The organism is Actinospineispora acaciae DSM 45401 (genome assembly GCF_000620785.1).
Lineage (GTDB): Bacteria > Actinomycetota > Actinomycetes > Mycobacteriales > Pseudonocardiaceae > Pseudonocardia > Pseudonocardia acaciae.
The window spans coordinates 1-24,172 of record NZ_JIAI01000019.1; the positions used below are offsets into that span (position 1 = coordinate 1).

General features: G+C 71.8%; 25 protein-coding genes, 1 tRNA gene and 1 pseudogene. 19 read left to right on the forward strand and 8 right to left on the reverse strand.

Annotation, left to right across the window (positions count from 1 at the left end; all coding sequences use genetic code 11):
• A pseudogene (locus N912_RS66655) lies at positions 1-340 on the reverse strand (glycine/betaine ABC transporter permease); the annotation flags it as partial.
• A gap of 83 nt (positions 341-423) precedes the next feature.
• Here N912_RS66655 and N912_RS0142975 point away from each other — a divergent pair.
• The 5 genes from N912_RS0142975 to N912_RS0142995 are packed head-to-tail and all read left to right on the forward strand — an operon-like array spanning position 424 to position 3,695.
• Positions 424-1,266, forward strand: a complete 843-nt coding sequence (locus tag N912_RS0142975; RefSeq protein WP_028927299.1) for a nitrilase-related carbon-nitrogen hydrolase — start codon at positions 424-426, stop codon at positions 1,264-1,266.
• Positions 1,267-1,293: 27 nt separating this feature from the next.
• On the forward strand, positions 1,294-1,737 hold the full coding sequence (locus tag N912_RS0142980; RefSeq protein WP_028927300.1) for a DUF6474 family protein: 444 nt from the start codon (positions 1,294-1,296) through the stop codon (positions 1,735-1,737).
• A gap of 44 nt (positions 1,738-1,781) precedes the next feature.
• Entirely contained in the window at positions 1,782-2,285 is a 504-nt protein-coding gene (locus tag N912_RS0142985; RefSeq protein ID WP_028927301.1) for a hypothetical protein, read from the forward strand.
• A gap of 52 nt (positions 2,286-2,337) precedes the next feature.
• Positions 2,338-3,117, forward strand: coding sequence for a YcnI family copper-binding membrane protein (locus N912_RS0142990; RefSeq protein ID WP_028927302.1), 780 nt, complete (start codon positions 2,338-2,340; stop codon positions 3,115-3,117).
• Positions 3,117-3,695: a copper resistance CopC family protein gene (locus tag N912_RS0142995; RefSeq protein WP_028927303.1), complete on the forward strand. Its 579-nt coding sequence runs from the start codon at positions 3,117-3,119 to the stop codon at positions 3,693-3,695. Before N912_RS0142990 ends, N912_RS0142995 begins: the two co-directional genes overlap by 1 nt.
• Before the next feature lie 84 nt (positions 3,696-3,779).
• Here N912_RS0142995 and N912_RS58280 read toward each other — a convergent pair whose 3' ends face one another.
• Positions 3,780-4,523, reverse strand: a complete 744-nt coding sequence (locus N912_RS58280; RefSeq protein WP_064745544.1) for a GntR family transcriptional regulator — start codon at positions 4,521-4,523, stop codon at positions 3,780-3,782.
• A gap of 146 nt (positions 4,524-4,669) precedes the next feature.
• Here N912_RS58280 and N912_RS0143005 point away from each other — a divergent pair, with 146 nt between their 5' ends.
• Genes N912_RS0143005 through N912_RS0143015 form a run of 3 tightly spaced genes read left to right on the forward strand, consistent with a single transcriptional unit; the run spans position 4,670 to position 7,719 of the window.
• Entirely contained in the window at positions 4,670-5,884 is a 1,215-nt protein-coding gene (locus tag N912_RS0143005; protein ID WP_028927304.1) for an acyl-CoA dehydrogenase family protein, read from the forward strand.
• A gap of 31 nt (positions 5,885-5,915) precedes the next feature.
• Positions 5,916-6,782: a fumarylacetoacetate hydrolase family protein gene (locus N912_RS0143010; RefSeq protein ID WP_028927305.1), complete on the forward strand. Its 867-nt coding sequence runs from the start codon at positions 5,916-5,918 to the stop codon at positions 6,780-6,782.
• Between the two features lies 1 nt (position 6,783).
• Positions 6,784-7,719 (forward strand): VOC family protein, encoded by a 936-nt coding sequence (locus N912_RS0143015; protein WP_028927306.1) that lies wholly within the window; start codon positions 6,784-6,786, stop codon positions 7,717-7,719.
• Here N912_RS0143015 and N912_RS0143020 read toward each other — a convergent pair.
• Positions 7,714-9,189, reverse strand: coding sequence for a dihydrolipoyl dehydrogenase family protein (locus N912_RS0143020; protein ID WP_051581598.1), 1,476 nt, complete (start codon positions 9,187-9,189; stop codon positions 7,714-7,716). The two genes, N912_RS0143015 and N912_RS0143020, sit on opposite strands and share 6 nt — an antisense overlap.
• Positions 9,186-9,854 carry an SDR family oxidoreductase gene (locus N912_RS0143025; protein WP_028927308.1) on the reverse strand — a complete coding sequence of 223 codons (669 nt, stop codon included), beginning with the start codon at positions 9,852-9,854 and terminating at the stop codon, positions 9,186-9,188. The genes N912_RS0143020 and N912_RS0143025 overlap by 4 nt, the downstream gene beginning before the upstream one ends.
• A 198-nt stretch (positions 9,855-10,052) precedes the next feature.
• On the opposite strand from N912_RS0143025, the gene N912_RS0143030 reads away from it, so the two are divergent.
• Positions 10,053-10,985 (forward strand): cation diffusion facilitator family transporter, encoded by a 933-nt coding sequence (locus tag N912_RS0143030; RefSeq protein WP_037069734.1) that lies wholly within the window; start codon positions 10,053-10,055, stop codon positions 10,983-10,985.
• Here N912_RS0143030 and N912_RS0143035 read toward each other — a convergent pair.
• On the reverse strand, positions 10,976-11,407 hold the full coding sequence (locus N912_RS0143035; protein ID WP_028927310.1) for a nuclear transport factor 2 family protein: 432 nt from the start codon (positions 11,405-11,407) through the stop codon (positions 10,976-10,978). The genes N912_RS0143030 and N912_RS0143035 overlap by 10 nt on opposite strands.
• 86 nt (positions 11,408-11,493) lie before the next feature.
• Here N912_RS0143035 and N912_RS0143040 point away from each other — a divergent pair, with 86 nt between their 5' ends.
• A complete protein-coding gene (locus N912_RS0143040) occupies positions 11,494-12,042 on the forward strand; it encodes a TetR/AcrR family transcriptional regulator (protein WP_245645870.1) in 549 nt (182 codons plus the stop codon).
• 177 nt (positions 12,043-12,219) lie between these two features.
• On the opposite strand, the gene N912_RS0143045 is transcribed toward N912_RS0143040, so the two are convergent.
• Positions 12,220-13,020: an enoyl-CoA hydratase/isomerase family protein gene (locus tag N912_RS0143045; RefSeq protein ID WP_028927312.1), complete on the reverse strand. Its 801-nt coding sequence runs from the start codon at positions 13,018-13,020 to the stop codon at positions 12,220-12,222.
• Between the two features lie 133 nt (positions 13,021-13,153).
• Here N912_RS0143045 and N912_RS58285 point away from each other — a divergent pair, with 133 nt between their 5' ends.
• From N912_RS58285 to N912_RS0143060, 3 genes are read left to right on the forward strand one after another with little or no spacing between them, the layout of a single operon-like run.
• The gene (locus tag N912_RS58285) at positions 13,154-13,744 is read left to right on the forward strand and encodes an ASCH domain-containing protein (RefSeq protein ID WP_037069684.1); all 591 of its coding nucleotides are present in this window, start codon (positions 13,154-13,156) and stop codon (positions 13,742-13,744) included.
• 23 nt (positions 13,745-13,767) lie between these two features.
• Entirely contained in the window at positions 13,768-14,010 is a 243-nt protein-coding gene (locus N912_RS0143055) for a DUF2630 family protein (RefSeq protein ID WP_028927313.1), read from the forward strand.
• A 3-nt stretch (positions 14,011-14,013) separates the two neighbouring features.
• On the forward strand, positions 14,014-14,634 hold the full coding sequence (locus N912_RS0143060) for a nucleoside/nucleotide kinase family protein (RefSeq protein WP_028927314.1): 621 nt from the start codon (positions 14,014-14,016) through the stop codon (positions 14,632-14,634).
• A 97-nt stretch (positions 14,635-14,731) separates the two neighbouring features.
• Here N912_RS0143060 and N912_RS0143065 read toward each other — a convergent pair whose 3' ends face one another.
• A complete protein-coding gene (locus tag N912_RS0143065; protein WP_245645872.1) occupies positions 14,732-15,136 on the reverse strand; it encodes a PaaI family thioesterase in 405 nt (134 codons plus the stop codon).
• Positions 15,137-15,944: 808 nt separating this feature from the next.
• A tRNA-Leu gene (locus N912_RS0143070) sits at positions 15,945-16,027 on the reverse strand.
• A 169-nt stretch (positions 16,028-16,196) separates the two neighbouring features.
• On the opposite strand from N912_RS0143070, the gene N912_RS0143075 reads away from it, so the two are divergent.
• From N912_RS0143075 to N912_RS0143100, 6 genes are all read left to right on the forward strand, one after another.
• Positions 16,197-17,480 carry an FHA domain-containing protein gene (locus tag N912_RS0143075; RefSeq protein WP_028927316.1) on the forward strand — a complete coding sequence of 428 codons (1,284 nt, stop codon included), beginning with the start codon at positions 16,197-16,199 and terminating at the stop codon, positions 17,478-17,480.
• A gap of 63 nt (positions 17,481-17,543) precedes the next feature.
• The gene (locus tag N912_RS0143080) at positions 17,544-17,999 is read left to right on the forward strand and encodes an FHA domain-containing protein FhaB/FipA (RefSeq protein WP_028927317.1); all 456 of its coding nucleotides are present in this window, start codon (positions 17,544-17,546) and stop codon (positions 17,997-17,999) included.
• Positions 17,996-19,555, forward strand: a complete 1,560-nt coding sequence (locus N912_RS0143085) for a PP2C family protein-serine/threonine phosphatase (protein WP_028927318.1) — start codon at positions 17,996-17,998, stop codon at positions 19,553-19,555. The genes N912_RS0143080 and N912_RS0143085 overlap by 4 nt, the downstream gene beginning before the upstream one ends.
• A gap of 3 nt (positions 19,556-19,558) precedes the next feature.
• Positions 19,559-21,022, forward strand: coding sequence for an FtsW/RodA/SpoVE family cell cycle protein (locus tag N912_RS58290; protein ID WP_051581599.1), 1,464 nt, complete (start codon positions 19,559-19,561; stop codon positions 21,020-21,022).
• A 19-nt stretch (positions 21,023-21,041) separates the two neighbouring features.
• The gene (locus N912_RS0143095) at positions 21,042-22,514 is read left to right on the forward strand and encodes a peptidoglycan D,D-transpeptidase FtsI family protein (RefSeq protein WP_028927319.1); all 1,473 of its coding nucleotides are present in this window, start codon (positions 21,042-21,044) and stop codon (positions 22,512-22,514) included.
• The gene (locus N912_RS0143100; RefSeq protein WP_028927320.1) at positions 22,514-24,049 is read left to right on the forward strand and encodes a serine/threonine-protein kinase; all 1,536 of its coding nucleotides are present in this window, start codon (positions 22,514-22,516) and stop codon (positions 24,047-24,049) included. The genes N912_RS0143095 and N912_RS0143100 overlap by 1 nt, the downstream gene beginning before the upstream one ends.
• Positions 24,050-24,172 lie beyond the last annotated feature (123 nt).

Consider the following 24,172-nt stretch of genomic DNA (forward strand, 5'->3'; position numbering starts at 1 on the left):
CCGACTCGCCGACCGCCGGGTCCACGCCGCGCAGGCCGACAATCGCGTTGCGCAGGATCGGCAGCAGCCCGTACATGGTCAGCGCCACGATCGCGGGCAGGTTCCCCAGCCCGAGCGGGGCGATCAACAGGCCGAACAGCGCGTAGGACGGGATCGTCAGGAAGATCCCGGCGATCGCCAGGACCACCGAGCGGGGCAGCTGGGTGCGGTAGGTGAGCACGGCCAGCGGGATGGAGATCGCCGTCGCCAGGGCCAGGGCGACGAGCACCAGCACCGCGTGGGCAACGGTCGCGGCCAGAACGTCGGGCCAGTTGCCGGCGAAGAACTCCGCAAACCCCATGTCGCCCCCTCACCGCGCGGCTCAGTGTGCAAGGTCACTATGCCGAACACCAGCGCCGTTTGCGTACCGCTATAAACCTTAGGGTGCGTATCACCATGGCCCAGGTCGATGTCGTGCTCGGCGACATCGATGCCAACGTCGAGCGTGCCGAGCAGGTGATCGGTGAGGCGGTGGCCCAGGGCACCGATCTGATCGTTTTCCCGGAGTTGCACATCACCGGGTATGACGTGGGTGGGGTGGACACGGACCTGTCCATCGCGCCGGACGACGACCGGTTGGTGCGGTTGTCGAAGGCGGCGGGGCGGGCCGGGGTGCTGTTGGGGTTCGTGGAGGCCGGGCACGGCATCCATACGTACAACAGCTCTGGTTACTACCTGGGCGGGGACCTGGTGCACCTGCACCGGAAGCTGTACCTGCCGACGTATCGAACCTACGAGGAACGCAAGCACTTCACGCCGGGGCCGAACCTGCGCGCGTTCGAGACCGAGTACGGCCGGATGGCCACGCTGATCTGCAACGACGCCTGGCAGCCGCCGCTGGCGTTCATCGCGACCCAGGACGGGGCGCGGGTGCTGCTGGTGCCGACCGCGAGCGCGCAGTCGAACTTCCCCCGGCGGTACGACTCGGCGGGGTACTGGCACGGGATCACCCGGTTCTACGGGCGGATGTTCCAGCTCTACGTGGTGTTCGTGAACCGGGTTGGGGTGGAGGGCGACCTGCGGTTCTGGGGTGGCTCGCACATCATCGACCCGTGGGGCGACGTGATGGCCGAGGCGCCGCTGGTGTCCGAGCACGTGTCCACCGCCGAGGTCGACCTGGCCGAGGTGCGCCGGCGCCGCCGGGAGATCCCACTGGTCAAGGAGGCCAGGTTGGGGTTGATCCAACGGGAGGTCGCTCGATTGGTGGATGAGGGCGGCGACTTGTGAGCTGGATCGCTCAGTAGGGTTGGGGCCATGACGCGGCGTACGTCCCCCGAGGGTTCCCGGCAGCTGATCACGGCCGGCAACGCGAAGCGGGCGGTCGCCGTGGGCAAGGTGCTGGCGCCGGTGCTGATCCCGGTGGCGGTGCGGGCGGCCGGGGTGGCGCGCGGGCTGTGGGACGAGCGGCGGGCGCGCCGGCTCGGAGTCGCGCCGGGCGAGCTGAACAGCTACTCCGGCCGGGGCGGCGCGCTGCACGCCCGGATCGCCGTGCTGGCCCGGTCGCTGCGCGAGCTCGGCGACCAGCGGTCCGCGTTCGTCGCGGCCACCGAGCCTCGGCTGGCCGACCTGGCCGCCGCCGTGCGCGCCGCCGAGCTGATGCCGACCGAGCGCCGCCGCGCCGCGCACCGGGCGGTGGCCGCCGAGCTGGACCGGATCGAGCCGGAGCTGCTCGACCTGCTCGGGGTGAACGGCTCATAGCGCGGCCGGTCCCGACCCGCGGTGCCGCCAGGATCATTCGTGGCGTGGTGGCGGCGCTGGTCTGTACCTTGCTGTCGCTGTACGGGCACGCGGGTGCGGGTGGTTACCTGCCGGACGTCGGGCTGCTGTGCGTGCTCGGGCTGCTGCTCGCCGCGTTCCTGATCGTGCTGGCCGACCGTCGGCGCGGGCCGGTGGCGATCCTGGTCATGGTGGGCGGGGCGCAGTTGGCGTTGCACGGGCTGTTGCAGTTGCTCGGTGGCGCGCATCCGCATGCGCACCTGCACTCGGCGGGAGTTGATCCGTTGCCGATGACCGCCGGGCACGCGCTGGCCACCGTGATCACCGCCGCGATGCTGGCCGGCGCGGAGTCCGCCGTGTTCACGGTGGCCGCCGTGCTCGCCAGGGCGCTGCCCCGCCCGCCGGCCGCGCTGCCGATCCCCGATCCGCCCGGCCGGCTCGTGCCTCTCGATCTTCCGCTGGATGTCCGACTGCCCGGGGTGGCGGTGGCGCGGCTGTACCGGCGGCGCGGGCCGCCAATGGCGCGCTGATCTCCCCTTCACCCCTTATCTCCCCCAGACGATCCAGACAGGAACCTCGTTCATGAGCACACCCCGTAGACGATGGCGCCCGCTCGCGCGCGCCGGCGCCACCTTCGGCGCGGCCGTTGCACTGGCGCTGATCCCCGCCGGCGTGGCGTACGCGCACGTCACAGCCCAGCCCGAGAGCGTGGCCAAGGGCGGCTACGCCAAGATCGCGTTCCGGGTGCCGACCGAGTCCGCGACCGCCGGCACCGTCAAGCTGGTGGTCACGCTGCCGGCCGACCACCCGATCACCTCGGTGCGGACCAGCCCGATCCCGGGCTGGACCGCACAGATCGACAAGGCGCCGCTCAACCCGCCGGTGGAGTCGGGCGGCAAGCGGATCAGTGAGGCGCCCCGCACCATCACCTGGACCGCGCAGCCGGGCACCCGGATCGGGCCCACGGAGTTCGCCGAGTTCGACGTGTCGATGGGGCCGCTGCCGTCCGACACCGACCAGCTGTCGTTCCCGGCGGCGCAGTACTACGACGACGGCAAGGTGGTCAACTGGGACCAGCCGCAGGCCCCCGGTGCCGAGGAGCCGGAGCACCCGGCCCCGACCGTGAAGCTGGTCGCGGGGGGTGGTGGTCACCATGACGCGGCGGCGGCCGAGCACGGCTCCGCCTCGGCCACGGCCGGCGGGCACGGCTCGGACTCCGGCGCCGGCTCGGGCGGCTCGGGCGGCGGGGCGGACAACACCGCGCGCTGGCTGGGCGGCATCGGCCTGGTGCTCGGCGCGCTCGGGTTCGGGCTGGGCGCCGGCGCGGTGGCCAGGGTCCGCCGGTCCGGGCGGAGCGGCTGATGCGCACGGGACGCCAGCTGCTGGTGTGGGCGATGGTGGGGGTCGGGCTGCTGCTGGGCACCGGCACCGCATTCGCGCACAACGTGCTGGTCGGCAGCGATCCGGCGGACAGGTCGAGCCTGCCGGCCGGGCCGAGCCAGGTCACGCTGAAGTTCGACCTGCCGGTGCAGGAGTCGTTCAGCACGGTGACAGTGGTCGGCCCGAACGGCAACCACTTCGAGGCCGGTCAGGCCAAGGTGGACGGCAACTCGGTGACCGCCCCGGTCTCGCCGCTCGGTCCGGCCGGTCAGTACACGGTCGGCTACCGGATTGTGTCCGACGACGGCCACCCGGTGAGCGGGTCGATCAGCTTCACGCTCACGAACCCCGGCCCCGGCCAGGGGGTGCCGGCCGGCTCGGCGCCGGGCGCATCGGGTGGCTCGGGCGCGGTGGCGCCGGTGGCCGGGGCGCCGGCCGAGTCCGGTGCCGGGTCCGACTCCGGCGGCATCCCGGCGTGGCCGTGGGTGGTCGGCGGGATCGTGCTGGTCGCGGCGGGGGTGACCGTCGCGCTGCGCCTCGGCCGGGGCGCGGGCGACTGACCGCTCGGCGCGCGGAGGTAGCGCCAGCCCGGTTCGACTCCGTTGTCGACCAGACTGGCGTTGCCTCCGCCGCGGGTGGGCGGTTCAGGGGCCGGCCGCGTCGACGGCCGCGTCCACGCCCTGGCCGGTGGCCTCGGGCGGCGGGTCGTCGGGTGGGGCCAGCAGCTCGGGATGAGCGAGCAGGACGTTCGTGGTGTGCTGGAGGTGCCGGGTGTAGACGGCGGTGGCCGCGTCCGGGTCGTGCGCGAGCACGGCGTTCAGGATGGCGCGGTGCTCGCCGGCGACGTCCCGGTCCTCACCGCCCAGCGGCAGCGACCAGCGCCGGTAGAGCTCCGCGGAGTCGCGCAGCGAACCGGCGACGGCCCGCAGCCTCGGGTTGGGGCAGCCGTCCAGCAGCGCGTTGTGGTACCCGGCGTGCGCGATCACCCAGTCGTCGCTGAGCCGGTCCGGGTCCTCGGCGCACATCGTCGGGGTGCGCTCCAGCCGGTGGTGCGCGGCCAGCACCTCGGACTCCCAGGCCACGCCGCCGTGCTCGACGGCCATCCGCAGCACCAGCGTCTCGATGGCGCACCTGGCCTCGGTGAGGTGGCGCAGGTCGCCGGAGGAGATCCGCCGCACCCGGTAGCCGTACTGCGGCTCCGACTCGACAAGCCCCTCCGCGGTCAGCCTGGTCAGCGCCTCGCGGACCACACCCATGCTCGCGCCGTACCGCTCGGTGAGCTCGGCGAACGGCAGCCGTTGCCCTGGCAGCTTCCGGCCGGCGAGGATGTCCGCCCGCAGCTCGCCGTAGACCCGCTCGGCGCGGGTGGGCGTACCGCTGCGGGTCATCGGTTCAGTGAAGCACGTTCGTCATCCGTGGGCAATTTCGAAACGACGTTGACATGTTGACTGAGTCCAGGTTAGGTGCCGGTAGGAACGGCCGAGAGAGTGGTGGCTGGGGCGGTGGTGGTGAAAATCGTGGTGGAGAACGGGCCATGAGCAGCGTCCTGGATCGTCCCAGCGCCACGGATGCCGACCGCGAGCTGCGTGCCGATCTGGTCGGCCGGGCCGCGAAGCTCCTGCCGTTGCTCACCGCCAACGCCCGCCGGTCCGACGACGAGCGGCTGGTCGCCGAGGAGAACATCACCGCGATCGAGGAGGCCGGGCTGCTGTCGCTGATGCGGCCTCGGCGGTTCGGCGGCCTGCAGACCGACGTCCGCACCCTGCTGGAGGTATCCCGCGAGCTGGCCAAGGGCTGCGGTTCCACCTCGTGGGTGGTCACCCTGCTCAACGTGTGCTCCTGGTTCACCGGGCTGTACCCGGCCGGGGCGCAGGCCGACGTCTGGGGCGAGCGGCCGAACAACAAGGTGGCCGGCGTGCTCACCCCCAGCGGCACCGCGCGCCCGGTGGACGGCGGTTACCTGGTGTCCGGGCGGTGGAGCTACGCCAGCGGCTCCGCGCACGCGCAGTGGGCGGTGGTCGGCGCGCCGATCGTGGGCGCGGACGGCGAGCACACCGACCAGGGGCTGGTGCTGATCCCGGCCGCCGAGCTGAGGATCGAGGACACCTGGTTCGTCACCGGCATGCGCGGCACCGCGTCGAACACGCTGGTCGGCGAGGACGTGTTCGTGCCGGCCCACCGCTACCTCTCGGCCGTCAAGGCGATCCACGGCGAGGTGGCCACGCCGTTCACCGAGGAGCCGCTCTACCGCGCCGCGTTCGTCCCGGTGTCCGCGCTGGTCCTGGCCGCCCCGCAGCTCGGGCTGGCCACCGCCGCGCTGGAGTTCGTACTGGAGAAGGCACCGAAGCGGCCCATGTCCGCCACCTTCTACGAGACCCAGACCAGCGCGCCCACCGTCCAGCTCGCGGTGGCCAGGGCCGCCTCGCTGATCGACTCCGCGCACCTGCACGCCTACCGGGCGGCCGCCGAGATCGACGAGGCCGCGCACCACGGCGTGTTCCCCGACTACGACGCGCGGGCCAGGACCCGGATGGACACCGGGGTGGCGGTGAGCAACGCCAGGGAGGCGATCCGGATCCTGATGTCCGCGCACGGGGCCGCGAGCTTCGCCGAGTCCAGCCCGCTGCAGCGGATCTGGCGGGACAGCGAGGTGGCGAGCCGGCACGCGGTGGCTCACCCTGAGGTCAGCGCGGAGGTCTACGGCAAGTCACTGCTCGGCATCCGGGGCGACGTCACGCCGCTGGTCTGAGCCAGGAGTCCAGGAGTTAAGGAGTACGCGAGTGCGCATCGGGAACCTGTCCGGCCGGCTGACCCTGTTCACCGAGCGGGGAGCGGTGGACGTCGAGAAGGCCAGCGAGGGGCGGTTCGGCGCCGACCCGCAGGCCGCGTACCAGGACTGGGACGGGTTACGTTCGTGGGCAGCCGGCCTGGACGCGTCGTCGGTCACCGCCGTGGAGTTCGACCCTGCCGACCTCGGCGCACCCGCCCCGGCCCCGGCGCAGGTGTTCGCCATCGGCCTGAACTACCGCGCGCATGCCGAGGAGGCCGGGCTGGCAGCGCCCGAGGGGCTGCCCCCGGTGTTCACCAAGTTCCGCTCCGCGCTGGCCGGGCCGGTCGGCACGGTGACGCTGCCGCCGGGCGGGCACACCGACTGGGAGGTCGAGCTGGTCGTGGTGATCGGCCGGCATGCCGAGCGGGTGGCCGCCGCCGACGCGTGGGGCTTCGTGGCCGGGCTGACGGTGGGGCAGGACCTGTCCGAGCGGATCGGCCAGCTGGCCGGCTCGGCGCCGCAGTTCAGCCTGGCCAAGTCGCACCCGGGGTTCGCCCCGATGGGGCCGTGGCTGGTCACCGTGGACGAGCTCGACGACCCGGACGACCTGGAGCTGTCCTGCGCCATCGACGGCGAGACCGTGCAGCACGCCCGTACCAGCGACCTGATCTTCTCGGTGCCGGCCCTGATCGAGGCGCTGTCCGGGCTGGTTCCGCTGTATGCCGGCGATGTGATCTTCACCGGAACGCCGGCCGGCGTCGGCATGGGACGCAAGCCCCAGCGTTTCCTGCGGCACGGTGAGGAGCTGGTCACCCGCATCACCGGCATCGGGGAGCTGCGGCAGCGGTTCGTGGATGCGGTACCCGAGGGAGCCTGACATGGCGCTGCACCAGCTGTCGCACCTGGTCATCGGCGTGCCGAACGTCGAGGAGACCGCCGAGTACTACATCGAGTTCGGCCTGACCGGGGTTCGCACCGAGGCCGGCGAGTGGGGCTTCCACACCCTGGACGGCGGAGAGCAGCTCCGGCTGGTGCACAGCCCGGTGCGGCGGCTGGTGGAGATGACGGTGGCCGCCGACGACCGCGACGACGTCGGCCGGGTCACCCGCCGGCTCGGTGGCCTCGGCGTGGAGGTGACCAAGGGCGTCAACCGGGTCGTCGCCGTCGAGCCGGTGACCGGCGCGCGGGTGGTGGTCGCGGTGGAGCCTCGGCTGGACCAGCTCGCGGTGCGGCCGACGCCGTACAACGGACCCGGGCGGCTGGAGCGGATCAACGTGCGGGCGCCGGGGATCGAGCGGGTGGGCCAGGTCCGTCCGCGCAAGCTCGGCCACGTGGTGCTCGGCACCACCGACGTGGCCACCACCGAGCGGTTCTTCCTCGACGGCATCGGCTTCCGGCTCTCCGACCGGATCGCCGGGGCGGGCGCGTTCATGCGCTGTTCGACCGACCATCACAACGTGCTCGCGCTGGCCGCGCCGGTGTCGTTCCTGCACCACACGTCTTGGCAGGTGGACGACGTGGACGAGGTCGGCCGGGGCGCGATGGCCATGCTGGAGGACCACCCCGAGCGGCACGTCTGGGGGCTGGGCCGGCACCATGCCGGGTCCAACTTCTTCTGGTACCTGAAGGACCCGGCCGGCAACTTCTCCGAGTACTACTCCGACATGGACTGCGTGCTGGACGACCAGATCTGGACGCCGCAGACCCTGGAGGGCGCGAAGGGCCTGTTCAGCTGGGGTCCGCCGCCGCCGCCGTCGTTCCTGCACCCGGAGGACCTCGCCGCGATGATGACCGGGGCGCACGCGCCGTCATGATCCGGACCCGGACCGGCAGGCTTCGAGCAGGCGCAGCCACACCTCGCTCACGGTCGGGAACGCGGGCACGGCGTGCCACAACCGGCCCAGCGGCACCTCGCCGGCCACCGCGATGGTGGCGGCATGCAGGAGCTCGGCCACGTCCGGGCCCACGAAGGTGACGCCGAGCAGGACGTCCCGGTCGGTATCGATCACGGCGCGCGCCTTGCCGGTGTAGCCGTCGGCATGCAGGTAGGAGCCGGCCACCGCGATGTCCAGGTCGACGGTGCGGATGTGGTGGCCGGCCTCGGTGGCTTTCTCGGCGGTCAGGCCCACGGCGGCCACCTCGGGATCGGTGAACACCACCTGCGGCACCGCCACGTGGTCGGCGGTGGCGGCGTACTCGCTCCACCGCTCCGGCCGCGCGGGCTCGCCGTTCGCCCTGGCCACGATCGCGGCGGCGGCGATCCGGGCGCCGTACTTGCCCTGGTGGGTGAGCGGTGCCCGACCGGTGACGTCGCCGGCGGCGTAGAGCCAGCCGCCGTCCAGGCCGAGCACCATGCCGGAGTCGTCGACCCGCAGCGGCTGCTTCTCGTCCAGCCCGAGCTCGGCCAGCCCGATGTCCGCCGTGTTCGGCCGCCGCCCGGTGGCGACCAGCAGCTCGTCGACCTGGCGCGACCCGGTGCCGTTCTCGGTGCTGGAGTAGCGCAGCTCGATGCCCTGGCCGTCGCCGGCCGATTTGACCTCGTCGAGCCCGGTGTTCAGCCGCACGTCCACGCCGGCCGCGCGCAGCCCGTCCGCGACCAGCTCGCCGGCGATCGGCTCGGTGGACGGCAGCAGCCGGTCGTCCCTGGCCAGCAGCGTGACCTCCGCGCCCAGTGCCGACCAGGCCTGCGCCATCTCGACGCCGACCACGCCGCCGCCGAGCACGCCCAGCCGGCCGGGCACCCGCTGGGCCGAGGTGGCCTCCCGGGAGTGCCACACCCGCACGCCGTCCAGCCCGGGGATGGGCGGCGTGGTCGGAACGCTGCCGGTGCATACGGCCACCGCGTGCCGTGCGCGCAGCTCGCGCTCGTGCCCGTCACCGTCCGTCACGAGGACTCGGCGCACCCCGGCCAGCCGTGCCCGACCCCGCACGACCGTGATCCCGGCGCCCTCGGCCCACGTGACCTGGCCGTCGTCCGACCAGTGCGAGCTGAACTCGTCACGCCGTGCCAGCACCGCCGCCGGGTCGAACTCCACTCGAACCCCCGGCAGCCGCCGCGCCGCGGCAACCGCGTGCGGGGTGCGCAGCAGTGCCTTGGACGGCATGCACGCCCAGTACGAGCACTCCCCGCCGACCAGCTCGTTCTCCACCAGGGCCGCGCTCAGCCCACCCCGCACGGCGTAGTCGGCCATGTTCTCGCCGACCGGCCCGGCGCCGATCACGATCACGTCGAACTCGGTCGCGCCCGCCGCTGCCGAGCCGCCTGAGCCGTCCGAGCCGGTCATGTCCCCGCCTCCCTGGCGATCGCGTCGTCGATGGGCGAGTCCCCTCCCAGCAGGTCCAGCACCAGGCCGCCCGCCTTGTCCGCCGGCACGCGGAGGAAGGCGGCAACGGTCGCGGCGACGTCATCGCGGGTCACCGAGTCCCGCCCGAGCGGCGGCGGGGCCAACCGCACCCGGCCTGTGCCCGGCTCGTCGGTGAGCGATCCCGGCCGGAGCACCGTCAGCGTCAACGGCCGCTGCGCCACCTCCACCTCGGCGGCCTTCTTGGCGCGTTGGTACGCGGCGTACACCTCGTCGCGCCCGGGCGGCGGTGGCCGGTCCACCCCGATGGCGGACACCAGCACGTAGCGCGACACCCCGGCCGCCACCGCCGCGTCGGCGAGCAGCACGGCCGCGGCGCGGTCCACGGTGTCCTTGCGGGCGGCGCCACTGCCCGGTCCGGCACCGGCCGCGAACACGACGGCGTCCGCACCCTCCAACGCCCGTGCCAAGGCGTCCACCGTGGCCGCCTCCAGGTCGATGACCTGTGCTTTCGCCCCCGTGCTCTCGACGTCGGATACGTGGTCGGGGTTGCGCACCAGGCCGAGCACGTCATCGCCCTGAGCGGCCAACAGCCGCTCCAGCCGAAGCGCGATCTTGCCGTGTCCGCCAGCTATGACGACTCGCATACCGCCGACGCTATCTGTCCGGCGCGGTGTGGTCGGTCACCGCACCGGGGGTATTCTGTTGAACATATGCAAGACTCGCAATATGTTGGCGGCGTCGGCCAGGCGACCGTGACCGCATCCGGCGGTCCGTCCGGGCAGGGCGAGGGTGCCCCACCACACCACGGCGCGGACGGGTCGGCGGCAGGCGAAGGGATGGCGATGGGACAGGGACACGGCGGCGGTCATGGCCACGGGCATGGCCTGACCGCGACCAGTGCGTCCGGCCGCTACCTGCGCCCGCTCGCGCTGTCCTTCGTCGTGCTCGCCGGCTTCGCCGTGCTCGAGATCGTCGTCGGCCTGCTCACCGGGTCGCTCTCGTTGCTGTCCGACGCCGCGCACATGGTCACCGACGTGATCGGTGTCGGAATGGCGCTGGCCACCGTGTTGCTGGTGAACCGCCGCACCCCGAGCGCCCGGCACACGTTCGGGCTGTACCGCGCCGAGGTGCTCGCCGCGCTCGCCAACGCGGTCCTGCTGGTTGGCGTGGCCGTGTTCGTGCTGGTCGAGGCCGTCCGTCGACTGGCCGACCCGCCGCTCGTACCAGGGCTGCCGGTGCTGGCCACCGCGTCGGCGGGGCTGATCGCCAACCTGGTGGCGTTCCTGGCGTTGCGAGCGGGCTCGAAGGAGAGCCTCAACGTGCGCGGAGCGTACCTGGAGGTGCTCTCGGACACCGTCGGCTCGATCGGGGTGATCGTCGGCGGCGCGCTCACGTTGGCTTTCGGCTGGCGGTGGGTGGACCCGGTGGTCGCCGTCGGCGTCGGGCTGTTCATCCTGCCGCGCACCCTGAAGCTCGGCCTGCAGGCGTTGCGCATCCTGGTACAGAGCACGCCGCGCCATCTGGACCCGGTGCAGGTCAGCGAGGCGTTGACGTCGCTGGACGGGGTGCGGGAGGCGCACGACGTACACCTGTGGACGCTGACCTCCGGGATGGAGGTGGCCTCCGCGCATCTGACCGCCGCCAAGGACGCCGACCCCACCGCCGTGCTCAACCGCGCGCAAGCACTGCTCGCCGAGCGGTTCGGGCTCGAGCACGTGACGGTGCAGGTGGAGCTGGCCGGCACCGGGGCGCGTTGTCGCACCCCTCACTGGTAGGCCGCTACCACCTCCTCCAGTCGACCCCCGGCCGCCGCGAACGCCAGGTGGTCGGCGTAGTCGCGGGACTCCAGGATCTGTCCGTCGCGCACGCGGAGGACGAAGATGTTCGACACCTCCAGCGGGCGATCGGTGTCGGTGAACCGTCCGACGTAGCGGAACTCGCCGATGATCACCTCCGGATCCTCGGTCTGGTGGACGAGCACATCCTCGGCCCGCATCTCGAGCGGTAGCGCGGCGCCGCGCGCGAAGTGCTCCCGTATCTCCTCCCGACCGTGCAGCACCCAACCGCCCGGCGGACCGAACGGATGCCGCACCACCGTGTCCTCCGCGTAGAGCTCGGGCAGTTCGTCCCACCGCCGGCCGGTGACGGCGCTGATCAGACGCTCGAAGACGTCGCGCGGAGATGGCTTCTCAGTCATGTCCCTCCCGGGTAGAATCGGAGTGGTGACTCCACTTGACATCCCTAGTTTCGGAGTGCACACTCCGTTTGTCAATAGGTTTCGTCGTGCGGGCTGACGCGCGGCGCAACAGGGAGCGGCTCCTCGCCTCGGCGGATGCGGTGTTCGCCGAGGAAGGAGTGGCCGCATCGACCGAGGAGGTGGCCCGCCGGGCCGGCGTCGGGATCGGCACCGTGTTCCGGCACTTTCCAACCAAGGTGTCGCTGCTCGAGGCGGTCTTCGTGGCACGGTTGCGGCGGCTGGTCGACACCGCCGACGAGCTCGCCGCCGCCGACCAGCCGGGGCCGGCGTTCTTCGCCTTCCTCGACAGCGTGCTCGACCAGCAGGGTGAGAAGCGGGCGTTCTCGGACGCGCTCATCGCCGCGGGCGTGGATGTGGACGACGCGACGGCGTCGGTCAAGGAGGACCTACAACGGATCGGTGACGGCTTGCTGCGTCGGGCTCAGCAGGCCGGAGCGGTCCGGATGGACATCGGCACGCCCGAGCTGATGGTGGTGCTGGCGGGGTTGTCCGGGATTGCCGAGCACGCCAGGGGCGACCCTGACGTGCGGGACCGCGCGGTGCGCGTGCTGGTGGACGGGCTACGGCCGAGATAGCCGAACGCGCGAGGGCCGGACGGCGATGGCGCGGACCTCGGGGACCTCTCGGGCCGCGACCAGCTCGGCGGCCCTGCCAGCGGGGGGTGAACGAGGTCAGCGCGCGAACCAGGCGAGCGGGGCAGCGCTCGTATGAAGCGAGTGCTGCTGCGGGGGCGCGGCGGCCTGCCGGTGAGGTCAGCGACCTTGCCAGCGAGGAGTGCGGCGTTCGGCGGCGGCCGCTCGGCCCTCGGCGGCGTCCTCGGTGGCGGCGGCCACCCTGCGCATCGTCTCGCCGAACCGGATGGCGTCGGTCATCGGCAGGTCCGCGGTGCGCACCGCCACCTCCTTGATCGCCCGCGCGGCCAGCGGGGCTCCGCGCACCAGCCGGTCGGCCAAGGATCTGGCCGCGTCCAGCAGCTCGTCGTGCGGTACCACCCAGCCGGCAAGCCCGATCTCGTGCGCTCGGGCGGCGTCGATCCGCTCGCCGGTGAGCAACAACTCCATCGCGTACTGCCAGTTGATCTTCCGGGGCAGCCTGATCGCACCCACGATGGTCGGGACCCCCAGCCGCACCTCGGGGAAGCCGAACTCGGCTCGCTCGCTGGCGATCACGAAGTCACACCAGGTCACCAGCGTCAGCCCGTACCCGAGGCAGTAGCCGTTGACCGCGGCGATCACGGGCTTGAAGATCTCCCAGCCGCTCTCGAAGGAGTTCACCGTCGGGCGCTCCCAGAATGTGCCGGCGAACTCACCGGCCGCTTCACCCTCGCCACGCAAGTCCGCACCTGCGCAGAACGCCCGGCCGGAGCCTGTCACGATCGCCACCCAGGCATCCTGATCATCGCGGAACCGGGCGAACGCCTCGTTCAGGCCGCGTCGCATCGCGCCGTCGATCGCGTTGAGCCGCTCCGGGCGGTTGTAGGTGATCGTGGCGACGTGCCCGTCGAGCCGGTAGTCAACGGGTCGGGCCGCGTGGGGGTCGGTGGCTGAGGTCACAACCGCGACCGTACGGGGACGCGGCGGAACCCGGCGCGCAGCGGTGCGCCCGATCCGGTCCGACGACCGATGTGCCGTCGCCGGAGGGGTGAGCCGGCGGGACGATCGGGTTCGGCGTTCTACGATCGGGCGGGTGCTGTTCGAACAGTCCTTCTGGCCGGGCATCGCCGATGGCTCGATCACGCTGACCTTCCGCCGGTGGAAGGGGCCACGCGCGGTGGCCGGCCGCCGGCATCGGGTGCCCGGTGGAATGATCGAGATCGACGACGTGCGCCAGGTCGATCCGGAGTCGATCACCGACGACGACGCGTCCAGGGCCGGCTATCGGAACGCGGTCGCACTGGCGGCCGACCTGCGCGGAGAACCCGACCAACCACTGTTCCGGGTCGCGTTCCACCACGTCGGCATCGACCCGCGAACCGAGCTGGCCGCCGCCGACCGGCTCACCGACGAGCAGGTGGCCGAGCTGGACAAGAGGCTGGCCAGGCTGGACGCCGCGAGCCGGCACGGCCCGTGGACGGCGGCCACGCTGGCGGCGATCGCGTCTCGCCCCGGCGTCCGGGCCGGCGACCTGGCCGAGGGACTAGGGCGGGAACGTGATCCGTTCAAGGTCGATGTGCGGAAGTTGAAGAACCTGGGCCTGACGCTCAGCCTCGAGGTCGGGTACCGGCTGTCCCCGCGCGGCATCGCCTACCGGCGGGCCCGGGGAGAGCGGGCAGACTGAGGACGCCAACGGGAGGACGACACATGAACGACCGCGAGATCACCGCTCGGATCAGCGAACTGGTGGACGAGGAGCACCGGCTGGAGCGCGAGCACGTCGGCCAGGCGCTGTCCGAGGACGAGCAGGCCCGGATGCGGATGCTCAACGGCGAGCTGGACCGGTGCTGGGACCTGCTCCGCCAGCGTCGCGCCCGCCGGGAGATGGGCCAGGATCCGGACGGCGCCGAGGTGCGGTCGGAGCGCACCGTCGAGAACTACCAGCAGTAGCGCGTGCGGGTACGGCCGATTCGCCCCACCGCCCTGGTGGACGAGCTGGCCGAGCGGATCGTCGGCCGGTTCGCCGAGCGTGCCCGGGTGCTCCTGGACGGCGCCCCGCCGAGTCGGCCGGAGTCGCTGGCCGAGGAGCTGGCGGAGGCACTCCGGCTGCGGGGCAGGCCGGCGATCCGGGTCGCGGCGTCCGATTTCTGGCGACCCGCGTCGGTTCGGCTGGAGCACGGCCGCCGCGACCCTGACGAGCTGCTGGACGGCTGGTTGGACGCCGCCGGCTTGCGTCGCGAGGTGCTCGATCCGGCCGCCCCGTCGGGTTCGGGCTGGGTGTTGCCCCGGCTCTGGGACAGCCGGATCGACCGGGCATACCGGGACTCACCGGTGCCCCTGGCCACGAACGGCGTGCTTCTCCTGTCCGGCTCGCTGCTGTTGGGCCGTGGCCTCCCGGCGGAGCTGACGGTGCACCTGCAACTGTCCACCGCCGCCTTGCAACGACGCCTGGACCCCGACCTGCACTGGACCCTGCCCGCGTACCGGCGCTACGACGCGGAACGCGACCCAACGAACGCCGACGTGCTGGTGCTCGCGGACGATTCGGCCCGCCCCGCACTAGTGGTGCGCTGACGCGACCCTCCCACACTCCCCCGTCCGAGCCCGACCAACGGCCGCGCCCCGACCGCCGTCCAAACATCCCCGAACGCCGCCGCCCGGACGCCTCAGCTCAACGCGCGGCGAGCACCGCCTGGGTCTGGTTGGTCAGCCCGACCAGGCGCCCGGTGTCGTCCCGCAGCTCGGTCTGCACCACGGTCGTGGACCGCCCGGAGTGCAACGGACGCGCCGTCGCCGTGACCGTGCCACCCCGGACCGCCGCGAAGAAGTGGGTGCTCGACTCGACGGTGCTGGTCCGCGCGCCCTCAGGCAGCCCGGCAAACGCGCACGCGGCCCCGGCGGTGTCGGCCAGCGTCATCAACACGCCACCGTGCAAGATGCCGCCGGTCGTACACAACTCGGCCCGCCAGTCGAGGCTCAACACGGTCTCACCCGCGCTCACCGTCTTCACCTCGATCCCCATGGTGGCCGCCAGCGGCATTCCCTCGCTCACAACCCGCATCAGCTCATCGCTCACCCCGCGCAGGTTGCCCGCCCAACCGCGCCTTGTCCATGACCCCCGACGTAAACCCCAGGCCCCACCCACGGCCCAGATGACCGACCCAGCCGGGACCGCCGCACCAATCTGGCCATACCGAGTTGGACGGCCGCGAGACCCGGCCCGCCGTGTGACGCTGGTGCCTACATCGAGTTCATTTGTGACTCTAGGTCCGATAGTGACGTGTGATGTCCATGAGGCCAGTGAGGCCATGGCCAAGATCGTGACCCGGGAAGGCAGTTTGACGAGCGTCGAGCAGTAATAGAGCTGACTTCGACCGCATCCGTCGCGCACAGGGCGGTCACCGTGAGACGGCCGACACGACGCTCGCCGGTCACTCGACGCCCCGAGGCCACCGATTGCGCCGGATGACCTGTGGTCTCAACGGCTACCGAGCCAGGTTCGGGGACACAAGGTCATCAGGCACTCAAAGCACGTTCTGGTGCCGCTATAACAACCCTCACGGCCTGATGATCTTCGTCCACCGGCGCTGATCAGGTGACCGACCCGCCGAGGTGACCCGGTCGCGCCGAGGTGACCAACCGCGCCAAGGTGACCGGTCGCGCCGAGGTGGCCGACCGCACCAAGGTGACCGCCCACCCAATGTGATCAACCGCACCCAACCCGCCACCCCACCAAAGGTGATCAACCGCACCCACCCAACCACCGAGGGGGGTCCGGGGGGCGAAGCCCCTCCGGGCGGGGCGTGGGGGTTGCACCCCCACAAAACAAGACGAGTGAGGCCCCAGCCCAAGTTTCCCCTGGGCACAGATACCCCACTCACGGGTGGGCGAGGAGGGAGTTGAACCCTCACGTCCTTACGGACACACGGACCTGAACCGTGCGCGTCTGCCATTCCGCCACTCGCCCGGGCGTGATCCGAAGGCTAACACGCCCCCCGGAGGGGGGATCCGGCGGACCATCCCCACGACGAACTGACCCGAGTCGTTAGCACAGATACGATCGTTGGTACGGGCAACACGCCGGAGCAACATCAGTGGAAGGCTCCGGCGCCGAGAGAGATGAGAAGGGGTACTGGGTGGGGCGTGCTGCGCGCTTCGAGCGCCGGTTGGAGGGCTTCGTGGGAGATGCCTTCGCTCGGGTCTTCGGCGGCAACGTCGTGCCCGAGGAGGTCTCCCAGGCGCTGGTTCGCGAAGCCGAAGTCTCCGTACGCCCGCTTGCCGGTGGTCGGCAGCTCGCCCCAAATCGCTTCGCGGTGTTGCTCAGCCCCACCGACCATGCACGCATGGCGGGGGATGAGCAGCGCGTCACACAGTCCCTGACCCAAAGTGTGTTGAAGCTGGTTGCCGACCAGGGGTGGGATACCTACGGCGACGTCGTAGTCTCACTAGAGCGCTCCGAGGCGCTGCACACGGGTCAGTTCCGTACCAGCTCGACCGTGGATCCGGATGTCGCACGGGCCACGCCGAGACAACGCAACGCAAAGGAACCACCGATGAGCCAGCCACCAGGTCACCCCGAGGAGAACGGCCAGTACGGCTACGACCGCGCGCCGCGCGGCTATGGCCAGCAAACCTACGCCGAGCCGGCAGGGAACCCGCCTCGCGGCCAGGAGCGCGCCGGTTACGACCAGGGCTACCCGCAGCAGGGCTACGACCAGCAGGGCTACCAGCAGGGCGGGTACGACCAGCAGGGTTATGCCCAGCAGGGCTACGACCAGGGTGGCTACGGCCAGCAGGCCTACGACCAGCAGGGATACCCGCAGCAGGGCGGCGGGTACGACCAGGGTGGCTACCAGCAGGGCTACGACCAGCAGGGGTACCCGCAGCAGCAGGGTTACCCCCAGCAGGGCGGTGGCTACGACCAGCAGGGTTACCAGCAGGGTTACCCCCAGCAGGGTGGGTACGACCAGCAGGGTTACCAGCAGGGCTACGACCAGCAGGGGTATGCCCAGCAGGGGTACGACCAGGGCTACTACGACCAGCAGGGGTATGCCCAGCAGGGGTACGACCAGGGCTACTACGACCAGCAGGGCTACCCGCAGCAGGGCTACGACCAGGGTGGTTACCAAGGGGGCGGCGCGACGCTGACCATCGATGACGGCTCGAACCGGAGCTTCGAGCTGCACGGTGGCACCACGGTGATCGGCCGGGGCCAGGAGTCCGACTTCCGGCTGCCGGACACCGGCGTGTCCCGGCGCCACCTGGAGATCAACTGGGACGGGCACACCGCGACGCTGTCCGACCTGGGCTCCACCAACGGAACCACCGTCAACGGCAACCCTGTGCAGACCTGGCAGCTCAGCGACGGTGACATCATCAGGATCGGACATTCCACACTGGTCTACCGGGCCGCGGGATAGCCTTTCCGGACGGTCCGCCGGGATCCCTCGGCAGGGTGAGTCAGGAAATGGAGTGCGCCGCGGGTGCCGGAACTGGTGCTGCAGCTGACCAGGGCGGGGTTCCTGGCCCTGCTCTGGTTGTTCGTATTGGTCGCGCTGCGGGTCGTTCGCTCCGACCTGTACGCGGCATCGGGCCTGCGTGCGCTGGTGCCGGCCCGTCGTACGTCGGTGCGTGGCGGGCGGGTGCGGACGGCTCGTCAGTTGATCGTGACCCATGGTGCTTTGGCCGGTACCAGGGTGTCCCTAGACTCCAGGCCGATCATGCTGGGACGCGCGGACGACTCGACCCTGGTGCTCGACGACGACTACGCCTCCACGCGGCATGCGAAGTTGTCGCTACAGGGCGAGGAGTGGTATGTCGAGGACCTTGGGTCAACCAACGGCACGTATCTCGACCGGGCTAAGGTCAGCGGACCAACTCGGGTGCCTCTGGGCGTCCCGATCCGTATCGGTAAGACCGTGATCGAGCTGCGCTCATGACCCTTGTTCTCCGCTACTCCGCCCGCAGCGACCGCGGCCTGGTTCGTCAGAACAACCAGGACTCGGTCTATGCGGGTCCTCGGCTGCTCGCGCTCGCCGACGGGATGGGCGGCCACGCGGCCGGCGAGGTGGCGTCCAAGCTGGTCATCTCCGCGCTGGTCCCGCTGGACGAGGACGAGCCGGGCGACGACCTGCTGGCCCTGCTGCACGGCGCCACCGTGGACGGCAACGCCGCGATCAGCAACCTGATCGCCGAGCAGCCCGACCTGGAGGGCATGGGCACCACGCTCACCGCCATCCTGTTCGCCGGGCACCGGCTCGGCATGGTGCACATCGGCGACTCCCGGGCGTACCTGATGCGCGACGGCCAGTTCAGCCAGATCACCAAGGACGACACGTTCGTCCAGTCGCTGGTCGACGAGGGCCGGATCACCCCGGAGGAAGTGCACACGCACCCGCAGCGCTCGCTGCTGCTGCGCGCGCTGACCGGGCACGACATCGACCCGTCGCTGACCATCCGGGAGGCGCGCGCCGGGGACCGGTACCTGCTCTGCTCGGACGGGTTGTCCGGCGTGGTCAGCCACGAGACGCTGGCCGAGACGCTGATGATCCGGGACCCGAAGATCTGCTCGGACCGTCTGATCGAGCTGGCGCTGCGCGGCGGCGGGCCGGACAACGTCACGGTCATCGTGGCCGACGTGGTGGACATCGACTTCGGCGAGGACGCGCCCATCGTGGGCGGCGCCGCCGGTGACGGCAGCGAGGTCGATCAGAGCCCCCCTGACTCCGCGGCGGCCCGGGCGGCGGTCACCACACTGCCCAGGGTCGCCCCGCAGCGCATCGAGCCGAGGGCGCCCGCGCCGCCGCCCCGGCGCAAGGGCCGTACCGCGATCTTCGTGCTGACCACGCTGATCGTGCTGGTCGGCGCGGCGGTGCTGGCCCGGCTGTGGGTCATGCAGCAGTACTACGTCGGCCAGAACGGCGAGTACCTGGCGATCTACCAGGGCGTGCGGGGCAACGTGGCGGGCATCCCGCTGCAGAACATCCGGGAGGGCTCCTGCCCGCCGCGCGCCGCGGACTGCGAGGAGCTGAAGGTCACCGACCTGCAGGAGACGGCGCGCAGCGCGGTGCGGGACGGGATCATCTCCGGCGACGGCCTGGCCGGCGCCCGCGCCACCGTCCGCAGGCTGCGCGCCGACGAGATGCTGCCGCCGTGCCCGGCCCCCAAGCCGCCGCCCCCGCCCGCGCCGGTGGTCGCGCCCGGCCCGCCAGGTGGGCCCGGCGGCCAGCCGGGTGCTCAGGGCGGCCAGCCGGGGCCGCAGGGCGGACAGCCCGGGGCGCCCGGCCGGACGGCCGCACAGCCCGGCCCGGGTGCCCAGCCCGGACAACCCGGCGGACAACCCGGACAGCCCGGCCCCGGTCAACCTCGCCAGCCCGGCCAGCCCGGAGTGGGCCAGCCCGCGCCGGGCTCGAACGCCTCCGCCGAGGCACCTGACACCACACCGCTCCCTGAGGTGCACCTCGAGCCGGGCAAGACTTGCCGTTCGGTGAGCTAGGCCGTGGAAGCGCCACGCCCGAGCGATCCGCCCACCGGCCCGGCCGGCACAGCCGCCGCCGCACCCGTCGACCCCGCCCCGAAGGTCCCGACCGGGCGCGCCATCGAGCTGGTGCTGCTCGCCTTCGCCGCCGTGCTCACCACCAGCGCGCTGGTGCTGGTCGAGGCCAACCAGGAACAGGAGCTGAGCACCACGCTGCTCTGGCTCGGCCTGGCCTACCTGGGCCTGCTCACCATCGCGCACCTGGTGGTCCGCAAGCTGGTGCCCTACGCGGACCCGTTGATCCTGCCCTGCGCCGCGCTGCTCAACGGCCTGGGCCTGGTAATGATCCACCGGATCGACCTGGCCAGGCTGGACAAGGCGGTGCAGCAGGGCGGCGCGGTGCCGGAGCTGTACGCCTACCGCCAGGTGGCGTGGACGACGATCGCCGTGCTGCTGTTCATCGCCGTGCTGTTCTTCGTCAAGGACCACCGCACGCTGGCCCGCTACGGCTACACCATGGGCTTCGTCGGGCTGGTGCTGACGATCCTGCCGGGGGTTCTGCCGGCCAGCATCTCGGAGGTCAACGGGGCCAAGGTCTGGCTGCGGCTGAGCATCTTCTCCATCCAGCCCGGCGAGTTCGCCAAGGTGCTGTTGATGATCTTCTTCTCGGCGCTGCTGATCGCCAAGCGGGAGCTGTTCCAGACCGCGGGGCGCCGCTTCCTCGGCATGGAGCTGCCCCGCCCGCGCGACCTGGCGCCGCTGCTGGTGGCCTGGATCATCTCGGTCGGCGTGCTGGTGCTGGAGCGCGAGCTGGGCATGTCGCTGCTCTACTTCGGCGTGCTGCTGGTGCTGCTCTACGTGGCCACCGAGCGGGTGTCCTGGCTGATCATCGGGCTGGCCTTCTTCGCGGCCGGCGCGGTGCTGGCGTACCACCTGTTCGGGCACGTGCGGGAGCGGTTCCAGATCTTCCTGGACCCGTTCGCGGACTTCGACGGCTCCGGCTTCCAGCTCGCCCAGGCGCTGTTCGGGCTGGGCACCGGCGGGCTGGGCGGTACCGGGCTGGGCGCCGGGCGGCCCGAGCTGGTGCCGTTCGCGTGGAGCGACTTCATGGTCTCCTCGATCGGCGAGGAGCTCGGGCTGATGGGCCTGACCGCCGTGCTGGTGGTCTACCTGGTGCTGGTCACCAGGGGGCTGCGCAGCGCGCTGGCGGTGCGGGACAGCTTCGGCAAGCTGCTGGCCACCGGGTTGTCGTTCTCGCTGGCGCTGCAGGTGTTCGTGGTGATGGGCGGGGTCACCAAGCTGATCCCGCTGACCGGGCTGACCATCCCGTTCCTGTCCTCCGGCGGGTCCTCCCTGGTGGCGAACTACGCGATCGTGGCGCTGCTGCTGCGCATCTCCAACGCCGCGCGCACCCCGACCACCGGACGGCCGCCCCCCGCCCAGGCCCCGCTGGCCGAGGCCCGCACCGAGATGGTGGAGCGGTGAGTATCAGGGGTGAGGGCCGGTGAACACGCCGGTGCGGCGCATCGCCATGGCGGTCATGGTCATGGTGATGCTGCTGCTGGCGAACCTGACCTACGTCCAGGTGATCAAGGGCTCGGACTACCGGGACGACTCGCGCAACCAGCGGGTGCTGCTCGCCGAATACGGCCGCAAGCGCGGCCAGATCAGCGCGGGCGGCGGCCAGGTGCTGGCCAGCAGCGTGCGAACCAACGACCGGCTGCGCTACCAGCGCCAGTACGCCAACGGCCCGCTGTACGCGGCGGTCACCGGGTTCTACTCGGTGGTCTACGCCTCGAACGGCATCGAGCACGCCCAGGACGGGGTGCTCAACGGCTCGGACGACAGGCTGTTCGTCCGCCGGCTGTCCGACCTGATCACCGGCCGCGACCCGAGCGGCGGCAACGTGGTGCTCACCATCGACCCGCAGGTGCAACGGGCGGCCTACGACGCGATGACCAACAAGGGCTACCGGGGCGCGGTGGTCGCCATGCGGCCGGACACCGGCGAGATCCTGGCGATGGCGTCCACGCCGTCCTACGACCCGAACCCGCTGGCCGACCACAGCGCCTCGGTGCAGAAGCAGGCGTGGACCCAGTTCGCCTCCGCCGCCGGCAAGCCGCTGCTCAACCGGGCGGTCTCCGAGACCTACCCGCCGGGCTCGACGTTCAAGCTGGTGGACACCGCCGCCGCGCTGCAGAACGGGTTCACCGTGGACAGCCCGCTGACCGCGGCCTCCCGGATCACCCTGAGCGGCACCCAGACCACGCTGGAGAACTTCGCCGGCACCCCGTGCGGCGCCGGCCCGACCGCCACCCTGCGCGACGCGCTGGCCCGCTCCTGCAACACCGCGTTCGCCGAGCTCACCGGCCAGCTCGGGGCGCAGAAGCTGCGGGCGCAGGCGGAGGCGTTCGGCATCGGCGAGGTGGACAACGCGATCCCGATGCCGGTGGTGCCGTCCTCGCTGGGCGACATCAAGGACATCGCGGCGTTGCAACAGTCCGGCATCGGCCAGCGGGATGTGCGGCTGACCCCCTTGCAGAACGCCGTGATCGCGTCCACCATCGCCAACGGGGGCGTGCGGATGAGCCCGCACCTGGTCAAGGAGATCCAGGCGCCGGACCTGACCACCCTGGACACCACCGACCAGAAACGGGTGACCCGGGCCGTCCCGCCCGAGGTGGCGCGCACCCTCACCGACCTGATGGTCGGGGCGGAGAACCGTACCCAGGGGGGCGGCAAGATCACCGGGGTGCAGATCGCGTCCAAGACGGGTACCGCCGAGCACGGCAACGACCCGAAGAACACCCCACCGCACGCCTGGTACGTGGCGTTCGCGCCGGCGCAGAACCCGAGGGTGGCGGTGGCCGTGGTGGTGGAGGACGGCGGCGACAGGTCGCTGGAGGCCACCGGCGGCTCGGTGGCCGCGCCGGTGGGGCGAGCGGTCATCGCCGCCGCGCTGGGAGGTGGTCACTGATGGCGCTCGCGGTGGGTGACCAGATCGCGGACCGCTACCAGCTCACCAAGCGGATCGCGGTCGGCGGCATGGGCGAGGTGTGGGAGTCCGAGGACGACCGGCTCGGGCGCACCGTGGCGATCAAGGTGCTGAAGCCGGAGATCGGCTCCGACCCGGAGTTCCTGGAGCGGTTCCGGGGCGAGGCCAGGATCGCCGCCTCCCTCAACCACCGCTGCATCGCCGGCGTGCACGACTACGGCGAGGACGTCACCCCGGACGGCACGCCCACCGCGTACATCGTGATGGAGCTGGTCAGGGGCGAGCCGCTGTCCGCAAGGCTGGCCGCGAAGGGCAAGCTGGACCCCGCGCTCACCCTGGACATCCTGGAGCAGGCCGGCAAGGGCCTGCAGGCCGCGCACGCGCACGGGTTCGTGCACCGCGACGTGAAGCCGGGCAACATCCTGCTCGCCGACGACGGCACGGTGAAGCTCACCGACTTCGGCATCGCCAAGGCGGCCACCTCGGCGCCGGTGACCGGCTCGGGCATGGTCATGGGCACCGCGCACTACATCGCGCCCGAGCAGGCCAGGGGCCTGACCGCCGGCTCGGCCAGCGACGTGTACTCGCTGGCGGTGGTCGGCTACGAGTGCCTGGCCGGGCACCGCCCGTTCGCCGACGACCAGCCGGTGAACGTGGCCATGATGCACATCAACGACCCGGTGCCGTCGCTGCCGGAGGACGTCCCGGAGAACGTGCGCGCGCTGATCGAGGCCGCGCTGGTGAAGGACCCGAAGCAGCGTTACGAGGACGGCGGCGAGTTCGCGGCCGCGGTGGCCGCCGTACGGCGCGGGCTGCCGGCGCCGATGCCGGGCCACGTGCCGCCGCTGAGCAGCCTGCCCGCGCCCGGCGCCCTGCCCGTGACGGGAACGGGGACGTCCGACACCAGCGCACCGGAGCCGCCGGACCCCGAACGGACCGCGGCGGTGGGCATGCCCGCCGCCGGCATGGCGTCGCCGGGGGCCGGGATGCCCCGCCCGCCGATGCCGCCCCCGGGAATGCAGGGGATGCCCCAGCCCGGCATGCGGCCGCCCGCGATGGCGCCGCCGGGGCCGAGGAGCCCGACCGGCGGGGTCCGTCCGCTGCGCACCCCCGGGCGGGGCGGGCGCAGTGTGTTGACCCTCACATTCGTGCTTCTCACCATCGCGGCGGTGGCCATCGGGGTGTTCGTGGTGCGCAACGCGGTGCGCTCGGACGGGGAGTCGGTCCGGCCGCAGCCGAGGACGCCGGCCACCGTGACCGCCCCGGCGCCGACCAACCGCGCCTCGCCCTCCACGGCGTTGGCGCCGAACAGCGTTTTCGTCGACGCGGCTGGTTACACCGGGCGCCCCGTCACCGATGTGCAGGGTGAACTGGAGAACGGCGGGCTGCGGCCGCAGGCACGTACCGTGCAGGGTGCGTTGCCGAGCGCCCCGGACAACTGCACGGTCACCGCTGTCAGTCCGTCGGGAGCGGTGCCGAAAGGGACGGCGGTGACGATCACGTGCGTACAACATTGAACCTGTTCACCCGCCGGTCGGCCGGCGGATGCGACAGGTGGCCCTGTCCATGCGCCGGCCAGTATCGTCGCCGGCCGGAGGACCAGGCATGATGAAGTGACCCTCGAGACCACCAGGAACGAC

Coding starts and splice junctions, on each gene's coding strand:
- N912_RS0143020 (WP_051581598.1), bottom strand. CDS start 9,189: ATGACCGGCTCGGACGGCTCAGGCGGCTCGGCAGCGGCGGGCGCGACC.
- N912_RS0142980 (WP_028927300.1), top strand. CDS start 1,294: ATGACGCGGCGTACGTCCCCCGAGGGTTCCCGGCAGCTGATCACGGCC.
- N912_RS58280 (WP_064745544.1), bottom strand. CDS start 4,523: ATGACCCGCAGCGGTACGCCCACCCGCGCCGAGCGGGTCTACGGCGAG.
- N912_RS0142990 (WP_028927302.1), top strand. CDS start 2,338: ATGAGCACACCCCGTAGACGATGGCGCCCGCTCGCGCGCGCCGGCGCC.
- N912_RS0143030 (WP_037069734.1), top strand. CDS start 10,053: ATGGGACAGGGACACGGCGGCGGTCATGGCCACGGGCATGGCCTGACC.
- N912_RS0143015 (WP_028927306.1), top strand. CDS start 6,784: ATGGCGCTGCACCAGCTGTCGCACCTGGTCATCGGCGTGCCGAACGTC.
- N912_RS0143025 (WP_028927308.1), bottom strand. CDS start 9,854: ATGCGAGTCGTCATAGCTGGCGGACACGGCAAGATCGCGCTTCGGCTG.
- N912_RS0143100 (WP_028927320.1), top strand. CDS start 22,514: ATGGCGCTCGCGGTGGGTGACCAGATCGCGGACCGCTACCAGCTCACC.
- N912_RS0142995 (WP_028927303.1), top strand. CDS start 3,117: ATGCGCACGGGACGCCAGCTGCTGGTGTGGGCGATGGTGGGGGTCGGG.
- N912_RS0143005 (WP_028927304.1), top strand. CDS start 4,670: ATGAGCAGCGTCCTGGATCGTCCCAGCGCCACGGATGCCGACCGCGAG.
- N912_RS0143035 (WP_028927310.1), bottom strand. CDS start 11,407: ATGACTGAGAAGCCATCTCCGCGCGACGTCTTCGAGCGTCTGATCAGC.
- N912_RS0143055 (WP_028927313.1), top strand. CDS start 13,768: ATGAACGACCGCGAGATCACCGCTCGGATCAGCGAACTGGTGGACGAG.
- N912_RS0143085 (WP_028927318.1), top strand. CDS start 17,996: ATGACCCTTGTTCTCCGCTACTCCGCCCGCAGCGACCGCGGCCTGGTT.